Origin of the sequence: Streptomyces sp. NPDC002790 (assembly GCF_040295505.1) — a bacterium.
Taxonomy (GTDB): domain Bacteria; phylum Actinomycetota; class Actinomycetes; order Streptomycetales; family Streptomycetaceae; genus Streptomyces.
This window is the reverse complement of sequence record NZ_JBEOVM010000028.1, coordinates 62,931-75,392: the sequence shown is the minus strand read 5'-3', so window position 1 is coordinate 75,392 and position 12,462 is coordinate 62,931. Positions and strand designations below refer to the sequence as shown.

The 12,462-nt window shown below is 72.1% G+C and carries 11 protein-coding genes and 1 riboswitch; of the genes, 1 reads left to right on the top strand and 10 read right to left on the bottom strand.

Annotated features, from left to right (window positions below; translation table 11 throughout):
• Positions 1-114: 114 nt before the first annotated feature.
• Together cobC and ABT004_RS15970 are read right to left on the bottom strand one after the other, a co-directional pair.
• Positions 115-1,566, bottom strand: a complete 1,452-nt coding sequence (cobC, locus tag ABT004_RS15980; RefSeq protein ID WP_451189452.1) for an Rv2231c family histidinol phosphate aminotransferase CobC — start codon at positions 1,564-1,566, stop codon at positions 115-117.
• A gap of 84 nt (positions 1,567-1,650) precedes the next feature.
• Positions 1,651-2,067 carry a cobalamin biosynthesis protein gene (locus tag ABT004_RS15970; RefSeq protein WP_451189449.1) on the bottom strand — a complete coding sequence of 139 codons (417 nt, stop codon included), beginning with the start codon at positions 2,065-2,067 and terminating at the stop codon, positions 1,651-1,653.
• 6 nt (positions 2,068-2,073) lie between these two features.
• On the opposite strand from ABT004_RS15970, the gene ABT004_RS15965 reads away from it, so the two are divergent.
• A complete protein-coding gene (locus tag ABT004_RS15965) occupies positions 2,074-2,808 on the top strand; it encodes a ZIP family metal transporter (RefSeq protein WP_351336542.1) in 735 nt (244 codons plus the stop codon).
• A gap of 5 nt (positions 2,809-2,813) precedes the next feature.
• Here the strand turns inward: ABT004_RS15965 and ABT004_RS15960 are convergent, their stop codons facing one another.
• The 8 genes from ABT004_RS15960 to ABT004_RS15925 form a co-directional block, all read right to left on the bottom strand.
• On the bottom strand, positions 2,814-4,229 hold the full coding sequence (locus tag ABT004_RS15960) for a cobyrinic acid a,c-diamide synthase CobB (protein ID WP_451189445.1): 1,416 nt from the start codon (positions 4,227-4,229) through the stop codon (positions 2,814-2,816).
• On the bottom strand, positions 4,223-4,822 hold the full coding sequence (gene cobO, locus ABT004_RS15955; RefSeq protein ID WP_351336537.1) for a cob(I)yrinic acid a,c-diamide adenosyltransferase: 600 nt from the start codon (positions 4,820-4,822) through the stop codon (positions 4,223-4,225). The genes ABT004_RS15960 and cobO overlap by 7 nt, the downstream gene beginning before the upstream one ends.
• Positions 4,823-6,931, bottom strand: coding sequence for a putative cobaltochelatase (locus ABT004_RS15950; protein WP_351336535.1), 2,109 nt, complete (start codon positions 6,929-6,931; stop codon positions 4,823-4,825).
• Between the two features lie 133 nt (positions 6,932-7,064).
• Positions 7,065-8,600 (bottom strand): cobyric acid synthase, encoded by a 1,536-nt coding sequence (locus ABT004_RS15945; RefSeq protein WP_351336533.1) that lies wholly within the window; start codon positions 8,598-8,600, stop codon positions 7,065-7,067.
• Positions 8,597-9,559 carry a cobalamin biosynthesis protein gene (locus ABT004_RS15940; RefSeq protein WP_351336531.1) on the bottom strand — a complete coding sequence of 321 codons (963 nt, stop codon included), beginning with the start codon at positions 9,557-9,559 and terminating at the stop codon, positions 8,597-8,599. Before ABT004_RS15940 ends, ABT004_RS15945 begins: the two co-directional genes overlap by 4 nt.
• A gap of 38 nt (positions 9,560-9,597) precedes the next feature.
• A riboswitch (cobalamin riboswitch) is annotated at positions 9,598-9,745 on the bottom strand.
• Positions 9,746-9,830: 85 nt separating this feature from the next.
• Complete coding sequence (locus tag ABT004_RS15935; protein WP_351336529.1) at positions 9,831-10,052, bottom strand: hypothetical protein; 222 nt, start codon at positions 10,050-10,052, stop codon at positions 9,831-9,833.
• Between the two features lie 33 nt (positions 10,053-10,085).
• Positions 10,086-11,378, bottom strand: coding sequence for an inorganic phosphate transporter (locus ABT004_RS15930; protein WP_351336526.1), 1,293 nt, complete (start codon positions 11,376-11,378; stop codon positions 10,086-10,088).
• 203 nt (positions 11,379-11,581) lie between these two features.
• Complete coding sequence (locus ABT004_RS15925) at positions 11,582-12,331, bottom strand: lysozyme (protein ID WP_351336524.1); 750 nt, start codon at positions 12,329-12,331, stop codon at positions 11,582-11,584.
• Positions 12,332-12,462: the final 131 nt, after the last annotated feature.

The following is a 12,462-nucleotide window of genomic DNA, read 5'->3' as shown; positions in this document are numbered from 1 at the left end:
CTTTTGAGCCCCCGCGGCGCCGGGGCTTCGGGGCTCCGCCCCGGCCCTCGCTGCTCAATCGCCGCAGGGGCTTAAAACGCACACCCGCACCGCGGCGCTTGATGGCCCCGGCGGCTACCCGGCGGTGCGCAACACCCCGGCCAACGCCGCGACGAAACTGTCGCTCGTGGAACGGTCCCGCACCGCGACCCGCACCCAGTCCGCCCCCAGCCCGGGAAACGTGTCACCGCGCCGCACCGCGAACCCGGCCGAACGCAACCGCTCCCGCACCACACCCGCCCCCGGTACCCGCACCAGCACGAACGGCCCCTCCGCCGCCCCGGCCACGGAAACCCCGTACGGGCCCAACCCCCGGAGCAGCCCCACCAAATACCCCCGGTCCGCCGCAACGGCGTCCGCCGCATCCGCCGCCTCCGCGGCACCCCTCGCCGACACACACGCCTGCGCAGCGACGAGCGCGGGCGAGGACACCGGCCACAACGGCTGTGCCCGCTCCAGCTCCGCCACCACCTCCGGCTCCGCCACCACGTACCCGACCCGCAACCCCGCCAGGCCCCACGTCTTCGTCAGGCTCCGCAGCACCACGAGCCCCGGCACATCCGTCCGCCCGGCCAGCGACTCCCGCTCGCCCTGCACCGCGTCCATGAACGCCTCGTCGACCACCAGGAACCGCCCCGGCCGCGCCAACTGCCGCAGCACATCCGCCGGATGCAGCACCGATGTCGGGTTCGTCGGGTTCCCCACGACCACCAGATCCGCGTCGTGCGGTACGAGCGCCGGATCGAGCCGGAACCCGTCCGACGCCCGCAGCAGCACCCGCCCCACCGCATGCCCGGCGTCCTCCAACGCGGCCTCCGGCTCGGTGAACTGCGGGTGCACGACGACGGGCCTGCGCACCCGCAGCGCCCGCGCGAGCAGCACGAACGCCTCCGCCGCACCGGCCGTGAGCAGCACCCGCTCCACCGGCACCCCGTGGTGCGCCGCCACCGCGGCCCGCGCGGCCCGCCCGTCCGGATACGCCGCGAGCCCGTCCAGTGACCCGGCGATGTGCTCCCGCAGCCAGGACGGCGGCGTGCCCGTGCGCACGTTCACCGCGAGATCCGTCAACTTCTCGCCGTCGTCGCGGACTTCGGCGTCCCCGTGGTGCCGCAGATCGGGCCCACCGACCGGCCCCGCCACGACTGGGGCGGCCGCGCACCGCACGTCGACCTCGGGATGGGCCGCGGCCCACCCCACGGCCTGCGTGTGGCACCGCTCCGACAGCAGGGCCCCGTAGGGCAGCACGACGACCCGCCGCGCGCCGAGCGCCGCGCACCGGTCGAGCCCCGCCGGCACGTCGGGCGCCGCCGACACATACGCCGGTTCCACGCCCGCGTAGCCGCTGCCCTCCCACAACATCCGTGCGGCGGCGGCGAGTTCGGCGTTGACCGCGGAGTCGGCCGAGCCGTCCCCGACGAGCAGCACGGTCACATCGGCCCGGTCGCGCGGTCTGCGGGGGCCGCCGCTCAGAACGTCGTCGAGCCGTTGCTCCAGGGCGGCGAGCAGGGCCGGGGGAGGGGTGCGCATGGGGACGGGCTCCTTGCGGGAGATCGAGAGGGGGATCCAGGAATCCGGGGGGGACAGAGAGCGGCGGCGAAGCCGGGCCGGTCCCTACCCGGGCCGTGCCACCGCACACGTCACCCGCCCCGGACCCCCGCCCGCCCCGGCCGACGCCCGCTTCGGGACGAGCAGTTCACCACCGCGTACGAGCGCGGCGGCCTCGGCTACCGAAGGGGTGCCCACGGCGGCGCGGGCCCGCGCGGACGGATGCGGCACGGGCACGGCGGCGAGCCGCTCGGCGTCGTACGTCTCCAGCGGCACGCCCAGCGCCCGCGCCGCCGCGACGATGCCGGGCTCCCGGCCCTTCGTGTCGACCGTCGCGAGCGCCAGGACGTCCGTCGCGCCCGCCTGGGCCAGCACGGCCCGGACGAGCCCGAGCACTTCGTCCGCCGAGACCCCGGACCGGGCGCCGACACCGACGACGACACCGCGCAGGATGTGCGGGGAGGCCCCCGGATGGGTTAGCAAGGGGCCATGGCCGTGATCGTGGCGCTGAGCGCCTTCCTGATGACTTTGGTCGGCGGCTGGACCGCGCAGCGGGTCACCGACCGGCGCCACCTGGTGCTCGGCCTCGCCGGTGGCCTGATGCTCGGCGTGGTCGGCCTCGACCTGCTGCCCGAGGCCCTGGAGGCGGCGGGCAGCGAGGTGCACGGGGTGCCGGCGGCGCTGCTGCTGTTCGTGGCCGGGTTCCTCGGGGCGCACATCATGGAACACCTGCTGGCCCGCCGCCAGGCCGCCCACGGGGCGGAGGAGGGGGCGTCGGGCGGCCGGGCCCCCGAGGTGGGGCTCACGGCGGCGTCCGCGATGGTCGGGCACAGCCTGATGGACGGCATGGCGATCGGCGCGGCCTTCCAGATCGGCGGCGGCATGGGCGCGGCCGTGGCGGTCGCCGTGGTCGCCCACGACTTCGCCGACGGCTTCAACACGTACACGATCACCCGGCTCTACGGGAACGCCCGCCGCAAGGCGTTGATCATGCTGTTCGCGGACGCCGCGGCTCCGGTGGTGGGCGCCGCGTCCACGCTCCTGTTCACCATTCCGGAGCAATTGCTCGGCGGCTATCTCGGCTTCTTCGGCGGCGTGCTGCTCTACCTGGCCGCCGCCGAGATCCTCCCGGAGGCCCACCACGAGCACCCGGCCCGGTCGACGCTGCTGTGCACCGTCGCGGGGGTGGCCTTCATCTGGCTCGTGGTGGGCATCGCGGGCTGACCCGTTCACCGTGCGCCGCTCCACTGGACCAGGCGGTGCGCGATGTCCGGCCGCGCCGCCCAGTGCGTGTGCAGATAGCTGGCGTGCACACCGCCCTGCACGAAGCCCTCGACGCGCCGCGTCGGCAGCCGCATGCCCCACGCGGGCGTGGGCCCCGCGCCCGGCTCCAGCATGGTCCGGTGGAACTCGTGACCGCGCAGCCGGGCCCCGGCGGGGGCGAGCACGCTGTCGGTGACGGCGACGGCGTCGCGGTAGCCGAGGGTCAGCCGGCCGGACATCTCCGCGTCCGCGTCGAGCACCCCGCACATCGGCCGCCCGTCGAGCGAACGGGACAGGTACAGCAGCCCCGCGCACTCGGCGACCACCGGGGCGCCGGACCTGGCCAGTTCGGCCACGGCCTTGCGGAGCCGTTCGTTGGCCGACAGCTCGGGGGCGTAGACCTCGGGGAAGCCGCCACCGATGACGACCGCCGCCGTGCCCTCCGGAAGGGTTTCGTCGTGCAACGGATCGAACGCCACGACCTCGGCACCCGCCGCCCGCAACAACTCCGTGTGCTCGGCATACGAGAACGTGAACGCGGCGCCACCAGCAACCGCGACAACAGATCCAGCCCCGCCGGCGTTTGAGGCGCGGGGTCCGGGGCGGAGCCCCGAGACGTCAACCCCGCTCGGGCCAGGACTCCACGCCTCCGTCAAAAGCGGCGGCGCGCTACGGGCCAGCCCCAACAACCCCTCCAGGTCACACCCTTCCCGCACCATCGCGGCCGAGGCCCCCACAGAGTCCACCGCCTCCGTGCTCCGCTCGGCCACCGGGACCAACCCCAGATGCCGAGACGGCGTAGCCACCCGCGGAGTCCGCCGCAACGCCCCGTACACCGGAACCCCGACCTCCTCCATGGCCTCGCGCAACAACTCCTCGTGCCGGTCGGAGCCCACCTTGTTGAGGATGACGCCCGCGAGCCGCACCTCGGGGTCGAACGAGGCGAAGCCATGCACGAGCGCCGCCACCGACCGCGACTGCGACGACGCGTCGACGACGAGCACGACAGGCGCCTTCAGCAGCTTCGCGACATGCGCCGTCGAGGCCAGCTCACCCTCCCCCGACGCCCCGTCGAAGAGCCCCATCACACCTTCCACGACCGCGAGTTCACACCCCGCCGCCCCGTGCGCGAACAGCGGCGCGACCAGCTCGGGCCCACACATGTACGCGTCGAGGTTCCGCCCCGGCCGCCCGGTCGCGAGCGCGTGGTAGCCGGGGTCGATGTAGTCGGGCCCCACCTTGTGCGGCGACACGGCGAGCCCACGCTCGGCGAACGCCGCCATCAGCCCCGTCGCCACCGTCGTCTTGCCGGTCCCGGAGGCCGGCGCGGCGACGACCAGGCGGGGCACGTCCACGGGCCGCGTAGTCTGCGGACCTACCATTCGATGCCCCGCTGGCCCTTCTGGCCCTCGTCCATCGGATGCTTCACCTTCGACATGTCGGTGACGAGATCCGCGAACTCGACCAGCTTCTCAGGGGCGTTGCGGCCCGTGATGACCACATGCTGCTGCCCGGGACGGTTCCGCAGCGTCTCGACCACATCGTCGACGTCGATCCAGCCCCAGTGCATCGGATAGGCGAACTCGTCGAGCACGTACAGCTTGTACGTCTCGTCGGCCAGGTCCCGCTTGACCTGCTCCCAGCCCTCGCGCGCCTTCTCCTCGTTGTCGGCCTGGTCGTCGCGCTGCACCCACGACCAGCCCTCGCCCATCTTGTGCCAGGCCACGGTGCCGCCCTCGCCGCTCGCGCCGAGCGTCTTGAGCGCGTTCTCCTCGCCGACCTTCCACTTCGCCGACTTGACGAACTGGAACACCCCGATCGGCCAGCCCTGGTTCCAGGCACGCAGCGCGAGCCCGAACGCGGCCGTCGACTTGCCCTTTCCGATGCCCGTGTGCACGAACACCAGTGGGCGGTTGCGACGCTGACGTGTCGTCAGCCCGTCGTTCGGTACGACGCTCGGCTGTCCCTGCGGCATTTAAGCGGCCTTCCTGATGGTGTTCTGCGTTCCAGTGACGTCCTTCACGAGCCCGGCGATCGAATCCGCCCGCAGCTCGTCCAGCGTGACGGCGGTGCCGCCGAGCCGTCCTGCCAGCTCCCCGGCGAGCCCGAGCCGCACCATGCCGGTCTCGCAGTCGACGACGACGCTCGCCGTCCCCTCGGCGGCGTGCAGCCCGGCCGCACGCCCCGCCAACTGCACCGGCTCCGGCCCACCCGTCGCCCGCCCGTCGGTCACGACGACCATCAGCGGGCGCCGCGCCGGATCCCGCAGCCGTTCCACACGCAGCACGTCGTGCGCCTTCAGCAGACCGGCCGCCAGCGGGGTGCGCCCTCCGGTCGGCAGCGACTCCAGGCGGCTCGCCGCCGCGTCCACGCTCGACGTGGGCGGCAGCGCGACCTCGGCCGCCGACTTCCGGAAGGTCACGAGCCCCACCTTGTCCCGTCGCTGGTACGCGTCGAGCAGCAGCGACAGCACGGCGCCCTTCACGGCGGTCATCCGCTGCCGCGCCGCCATCGACCCCGAGGCGTCGACCACGAACAGCACGAGGTTCCCCTCGCGCCCCTCGCGGGTCGCCTGCCGCAGATCGTCACGGCGTACGACGAGCCCCCGGCCCGAGCGGCCACGCGCCCGCTGGTGCGGGGCGGCGGCCTGCACGGTCGCCGCCAGGTGCAGCTTCGTCAGGGCGCCACGGGGCCGCGTCGCCCCCGTGGTGCGACCGTGCTCGGTACGCGCCCGCGACCGCCGCCCCGCCGCGCCCTCGCCGAGGCCGGGCACGCTCAACATCTTCGTACGAAAGGGCTCACCGGCCGCCACGGGCTTCTGCTCACGGGCTCCGCCACCGGCTGCCGGGGCGGCGGCGGGCTCCTCGGTCTCGGGGGAGTCCTCCCGGTTGTCACCGGCCGGGGCATCCTGCGGGTCCTGCGTTTCCTGCGGCGCGTCGTGAGGCCCGTCCTGCGGCGGCACACCACCACCGGGACCACCACCGTCGGGACCCCCGCCGGGCCCGTCCGGATCATCATCAGGGTCAGGGTCAGGGTCAGGGCCCGACTCCGGGTCCGGCTCCGGCTCGTCCTCGGGACCGAACTCGTCCAGCGTCTCGTCGAGCTTGTCCTCGTCGAGCCCCGGCGCGTCGAAGGGGTTCCGGCGCCTGCGGTGCGGGAGCGCGAGCAGCGCGGCCTGCCGCACGTCCTCCGCCAGCACGTCCTCACGCCCCGCCCAGGCGGCGAGCGCGGTGGCCGTGCGTGCCATCACGATGTCGGCGCGCATGCCGTCCACCTCGAAGGCCGCGCACGTCGCCGCGATCTGCGTCAACGCCCGGTCACCGAGCCGCACTTGGGGCAGCAGCTCACGCGCGGCGACGATCCGCTCCCGCACGTCGGCCTCTTCGTCGGCCCATGTGCCCGCGAACCCCTCGGGGTCGTCGTCATAGGCGAGCCGCCGCTTGACGACCGCCACCCGCTGCTCCGGCTCGCGCGACGCCGCAACCTCCACGGTCAGCCCGAACCGGTCGAGCAACTGCGGCCGCAGCTCGCCCTCTTCGGGGTTCATCGTCCCTACGAGAAGGAAACGCGCGGCATGCCGTACGGAGACACCCTCGCGCTCGACGTACGAGGCGCCCATGGCGGCGGCGTCGAGCAGCAGATCAACAAGGTGGTCATGCAGCAGATTGACTTCGTCCACATACAGAATCCCGCGATGCGCATCGGCGAGCAGCCCCGGCTCGAAGGCCTTCACGCCCTCGGAGAGCGCCCGCTCGATGTCGAGCGCGCCCACGAGCCGGTCCTCCGAGGCGCCGACCGGCAACTCGACCATCCGGGCGTCCCGTTGGTCGCCCGGGGCGTCGCCGTGCGGCCCGTCGGGACACCCCGGATCGGGCGCCGCCGGATCACACGAGAACCGGCACCCGGCGACGACGTCGACGCCCGGCATGAGCGCGGACAGCGCACGCACGGCGGTCGACTTGGCCGTCCCCTTCTCCCCCCGCACGAGCACACCCCCCACGGCGGGCGACACAGCATTCAACAACAACGCAAGCCGCAAATCGTCCTGCCCGACAACGGCAGTGAACGGAAAGGGAGTACTCATCGAAACCTGACCTCCACGATTAGGGGCGCGGGACTGTGCCTATATGCGGCTCCGCCGCGGGGCGCAATCTTTTGGGGGGCGAGGGGGCGCAGCCCCCAGGGACGGGACGGGAAGCGGCGGCGGGGGCGAAATCTCACGACGGCGCCCCGGGAGCCACAAACGGCAACCCCGCAGGGGCGCCCCCCTCAATCAACCGCCAGAGCGCACCCGTATCGGCATGCCGCTCAATCAAATCCCCCAGCCGATCAAGCTGCTCCTCCCGCAACGCCTCGAACGATGTATCCGCCGCCGGCACAAACCGCCTCCCGGCAGCCGCCGCCACCTCCCGCAAAAACGCCCGCCGAAACCCATCCGCCTCCAACGACCCATGCCAGTGCGTCCCCCACACGCCCTCGACCCGACACCCGTCCAAGAAGGCGTCTCCGCCCAGCACTTCGGCGACCCCGTGATGAATCTCGTACCCCTCGACGTACTCGCCGAGCGCCTCACCGGCCGGCCGCGCAAGCGTCTTCTCCGCCTCGAACCGCACACGTACGGGAAGCAGCCCGAGCCCATCGACGACCCCGGCCCGCGACTCCACCTCGTCCTCGATGGACTCGCCGAGCAACTGGAACCCGCCGCAGATACCGAGCACGGGCCGCCCCTCGGCCGCCCGCCGCCTCAAAGCCTCCGCAAGCCCTCGCTCCCGCAGCCACTCAAGCGCCCGCACCGTCCCACGTGTCCCCGGCACCACGACGAGGTCCGCGTCGACGAGCTCCTCGGCCCGGTCCACGAACCGCACCACGACACCCGGCTCGGCGGCCAACGCGTCCACATCGGTGAAGTTCGACATCAACGGCACCGCGCACACGGCGACCCGCAGCACGTCCTCGCCCACGGGCGGCGCCACGACGGACTCCCGTACGGCACCCCGAAGGGACACCCGAAGCCCGTCCTCCTCGTCGATGCCGAGGCCGTGCTGGAACGGCAGCACCCCGTAAGTGTCCCGCCCCGTAAGGGACTTGAGCATGTCGAGACCGGGCTCCAACAAGCTCACGTCACCCCGGAACTTGTTCACCAGATACCCGGCAAGAAGCTCCTGGTCCTCGGGAGCCAGCAGCGCGGTCGTCCCGAAGAACGAGGCGAAGACCCCACCCCGATCGATGTCGCCGACCACAAGCACCGGAAGCCGCGCGGCCCGCGCAAGCCCCATGTTCACGATGTCCGTCCGCCGCAGATTGATCTCCGCGGGCGAGCCCGCGCCCTCACAGATCACGGCGTCATGCGTGGCCCGCAGCTCCTCCAGACACCCGACCACGGTGTCGAGCAGCGCCGCCTGACGCCCCCCGTGATACCCCCGGGCACTCAACTCGCCGACAGGCTTGCCCATGAGCACGACCTGACTACTGCGATCGCTCCCCGGCTTGAGCAGCACCGGATTCATCAGCGCGCTCGGCTCCGCCCGCGCGGCCTGCGCCTGCATGGCCTGCGCCCGCCCGATCTCGGCACCCTCCCTGGTCACGAACGAGTTCAGGGACATGTTCTGCCCCTTGAACGGCGCGACCTTCACGCCCTGCCGCACCAGCCACCGGCAGATCCCGGCGGTGACGACACTCTTCCCGGCGTCGGAGGTCGTCCCGGCGACGAGCAGCCCGCCGCCTCGTCGAACACCGTCTCCACGCCCGCTCATCGCCGCACCCGCGCCCGTACCAGTCGCGCACCCACACAGACTCCCAACGCCAACAGAGACACCCGCCGTGACAGCCGCACGGCCCGATCCACATCACGTACCTCGACCGCACGCCCCGGCGCGTTCAGCACCGGCCGGTGCTCGACCCGCCCGCCGTACGCCAGGGTCCCGCCGAGCCGCACCCCGAGCGCGCCCGCGAAGGAGGACTCGACGACACCGGCGTTCGGGCTCGGATGCCGCCCGGCGTCCGCCCGCCACGCGTCCAGCGCCTCCCGGGGCCTGCCACCGGCGAGGACGGCGAGGACACCGGTCAGCCGGGCCCCCGGCCAGCCCGCCACGTCGTCGAGGCGGGCCGAGGCCCAGCCGAACCGCCGGTACTTCGCGGACTTGTGCCCGACCATCGCGTCGAGCGTGTTCACGGCGCGGAAGGCGACCAGGCCCGGCACTCCGCCGAGCGCGCCCCACACGAGCGCGCCCACGACCGCGTCGGAGGTGTTCTCGGCGACGGACTCGACGACACCGCGCGCGATCCCGTCGGCGTCGAGCCCCTGCGGATCACGGCCGCACAGCCGGGGCAGCAGCTCCCGCGCCAGCTCCACGTCTCCGGCATCGAGCGCGGACCCCACGCCGCGGGCCTCGCGGCCCAGCGAGGTGCCGCCGACGACGGCCCAGGTGGCGGCGGCCGTCAACGCGAGGGACGCGGCGGGGGAGCGGCGTACGACACGGGTCGCGGCGGCGGCGAGAGCGACGGCGCCTCCGGCACACACCACGGTGTGCAGGGCGCCCGCGCCACGGTGGTCACGCCACAGCCCGCGCTCGACGGCCCCGGCGGCGCGCCCGAATCCGGCGACGGGATGCCCACGGCGCGGATCGCCAAGAAGAAGGTCGGCGAAGATCCCGGCGGCGGCACCGCACGCATACACGCGCTCGCGCCGCCAGTTGCCGCGTGGGGCAAGCATGGCGGTAGGTGTCCTCACTCAGGGTGTCCACGCCCTGGTTCGACGAGACCGGCAGCGAGAGTTCCTGGCTCGCCCCTTCGAAGGAGGGGGCTCACAGTGGCGGGACCGCGCCGGATTCGCACCGGCTTCCTCAACTGCTGCCGTATATGGCGGGGGAAGTCCACCACGCTGCGAGTTGGCACGTCAACTTGCTGTTGAGGCGTACGCACGAAGGCGGGGCACGGGACGCCGAACGCCCCGCACCCCGCCCCCGAAGGGCCCTGATGTCGCCTCAGGCCACGATCAGATAGATCCCGTAGGCCACGGCCGCCGCGCACAGCGCGAAGCAGGCATACGCCCCTGATGTCGCGACCGCGGCCGAGCCACCGTCACGCGCCGCCGACTCCCGCTTGGAGAGGCCCACGATGCCGAGGGTGAACAGGCCGACGAGGGCCACGGTGACCACGAGAGAGACGCCGAACACGGAGCCGAGGGCCGCCCAGTCGATCTTCATTCCTGCCTGCTTCCTTCTGAGCTACAGCGCTGACTACAGCGTGGCGCCGGCGGGGCGCGCGGGATCGTTCACCGCTCCGGCCTTCGGCCGGTCGGTGATCTTCGCCTCGGACTCGGCCGACTCGACCGTGCCCGCGGGCGGCGGCGTGACCGAGGCGATCGCGGCGGTGACGACGCCCGGGGCTTCCTGCGCCTCCTGCGCTTCCTGCACGGGGGCGGCGTGCGGCTCGTCCGCCGTGACGTTGGTGTGGTCGACGGAGTTGCGACGCGAGAGCTTCCAAATGATCGCCGAGCCGGTCACGAGCAGCGCCGCGGTGAGGCCGATGCCCCACGCGCCCTGCTTGGTCAGGAACTCGGCGCCCGCGCCCACCAGGCCGGCGGCCGGCAGGGTCAGGCCCCACGCGATGAACATCCGGGTGGCGGTCGACCAGCGGACGACGCCGCCCTTGCGGCCGAGGCCCGCGCCCATCACACCGCCGGAGCAGACCTGCGTGGTGGAGAGCGAGAAACCCAGGTGCGAGGAGGCGAGGATCGCGGTCGCCGCACTGGTCTGCGCCGCGAAGCCCTGCTGCGGCGCGAGTTCGGTGAGGCCCTTGCCCATGGTGCGGATGATGCGCCAGCCGCCCAGGTACGTACCGAGGGCGATGGCCATACCGGCCGAGACGATGACCCACAGCGGCGGGTCGGCGTCGTGCCCGATGACGCCGCCGGTGATCAGCGCGAGGGTGATGATGCCCATCGTCTTCTGCGCGTCGTTCGTGCCGTGCGCGAGCGATACGAGCCCGGCGGAGGCGATCTGCCCGGCGCGGTACCCCTTCGCGGTCGCCTTCTGGTCCGTCTTCTTACTGATGCGGTACGTCAGGCGGGTGGCCAGCAACGAGGCGATACCGGCGACGAGCGGCGCGGCCACCGCGGGCAGCAGCACCTTGGTGACGACGGTCCCGCCGTTCACCGACGACCAGCCCATCGACATGACAGCGGCGCCGATGAGCCCGCCGAACAGCGCGTGCGACGAACTGGACGGCAGCCCGACCAGCCACGTCAGCAGATTCCAGAGGATGGCGCCCACCAGCGCCGCGAAGATGACCTCTGTCTTGAGGCCGTCCTCATTGATGATGCCGCCGGAGATGGTCTTCGCGACTTCGACGGAGAGGAACGCTCCGACGAGGTTCAGCACGGCGGACATGGCCACCGCCGCCTTCGGCTTGAGAGCGCCGGTCGAGATGGTCGTAGCCATCGCATTGGCGGTGTCGTGGAAACCGTTGGTGAAATCAAAAACCAGCGCGGTAACGATCACGATCGCAAGGAGCAGCGTGATGTGTTCCATTTACCCAGGCTTCGGTTGGACGTCAGTGGTTCTTGGAACGTAAAGAGCCCGAGTGAACGGAAGATGAACTGGGCCGGGCGCCCCGGTGACCTGATTCGGAGGGGTCTCGCTCCGCTTGCCTCGGGGCGGCGCCGCCGGTTCCGGTTCGAGGCGCCCTCGGCCCCGGAACCAGGGGCTCCGGGGCGCTTCGGACGGCCCTTCGACTAACCCCGCGCGAAGCGCTTGAGCTGGGTCATTGAGCCGTTGAAGAGATTCTGATCACCCGGGAGGCTGCCCTTGTCGTTGTACTGCCAGAACGTCCAGTAGGTCCAGCCCGCCGGGAGTGCGCCGGCGCTCCGGTCGTACCGGGCGAGCCACAACGCGTGGTTCGAGGCGAACGCCCCGCTGTTGCCGGTGCACTGCTTCCACCATCGCGCGTTGGTGTAGATGACGGGACGGCGTCCGGTCCTGCGTACGACCTCGTTGCTGAAGGACTTGACCCAGGACACCAGCGTCGACTTCCGCAGCCCGTAGCAGGGGTGCTTGCCCTTGCCGTACGGGTTGTACTCGATGTCGAGCGCGGGCGGCAGCGTCCAGCCGTCGCGCCGCCACGCCCCGCCGTTGCGCACGAAGTACGAGGCCTGTGTCTTCCCGGAGGACTTGTACGGCAGCGCGAAGTGGTAGGCGCCGCGGATGATGCCCGCGTTGCGGGCGCCCTTGTACTGCCGGGAGAAGTAGGGGTTGCGGTAGTTCGTCGACTCGGTCGCCTTGACGTAGGCGAACCGGGCGCCCTTGTTCTTCGCCTTCTGCCAGTTCACGTTCTTCTGGTGCGACGAGACGTCGTTCCCGCGTGGCTTGCCCGCGCCGTGGGCCGGCAGCTCCGCGAGCAGGGTGCCGCCGAGGGTCAGTGCGGCGACTGACGTGAGCGCGGCGGCGCGGTGGCGGCGTGGGGACGCTGTGCGGCTGAGAGCCATGATTACCCCCCGAAAGTGACGACGTGCATGACAAATCCCCAGGGAACTCCCAGAGATTAGCGGGAGATCATTAATTACCCGGCCAAGGTCGGCCAAATAACACATGAGTCTTATCAATCACCATATGGGGT

Bases quoted from the DNA above. Each gene is read 5' to 3' on its own strand.
- cobC (WP_451189452.1), bottom strand. From the start codon at position 1,566: ATGCGCACCCCTCCCCCGGCCCTGCTCGCCGCCCTGGAGCAACGGCTC.
- ABT004_RS15965 (WP_351336542.1), top strand. From the start codon at position 2,074: ATGGCCGTGATCGTGGCGCTGAGCGCCTTCCTGATGACTTTGGTCGGC.
- ABT004_RS15960 (WP_451189445.1), bottom strand. From the start codon at position 4,229: ATGGTAGGTCCGCAGACTACGCGGCCCGTGGACGTGCCCCGCCTGGTC.
- cobO (WP_351336537.1), bottom strand. From the start codon at position 4,822: ATGCCGCAGGGACAGCCGAGCGTCGTACCGAACGACGGGCTGACGACA.
- ABT004_RS15950 (WP_351336535.1), bottom strand. From the start codon at position 6,931: ATGAGTACTCCCTTTCCGTTCACTGCCGTTGTCGGGCAGGACGATTTG.
- ABT004_RS15945 (WP_351336533.1), bottom strand. From the start codon at position 8,600: ATGAGCGGGCGTGGAGACGGTGTTCGACGAGGCGGCGGGCTGCTCGTC.
- ABT004_RS15940 (WP_351336531.1), bottom strand. From the start codon at position 9,559: ATGCTTGCCCCACGCGGCAACTGGCGGCGCGAGCGCGTGTATGCGTGC.
- ABT004_RS15935 (WP_351336529.1), bottom strand. From the start codon at position 10,052: ATGAAGATCGACTGGGCGGCCCTCGGCTCCGTGTTCGGCGTCTCTCTC.
- ABT004_RS15930 (WP_351336526.1), bottom strand. From the start codon at position 11,378: ATGGAACACATCACGCTGCTCCTTGCGATCGTGATCGTTACCGCGCTG.
- ABT004_RS15925 (WP_351336524.1), bottom strand. From the start codon at position 12,331: ATGGCTCTCAGCCGCACAGCGTCCCCACGCCGCCACCGCGCCGCCGCG.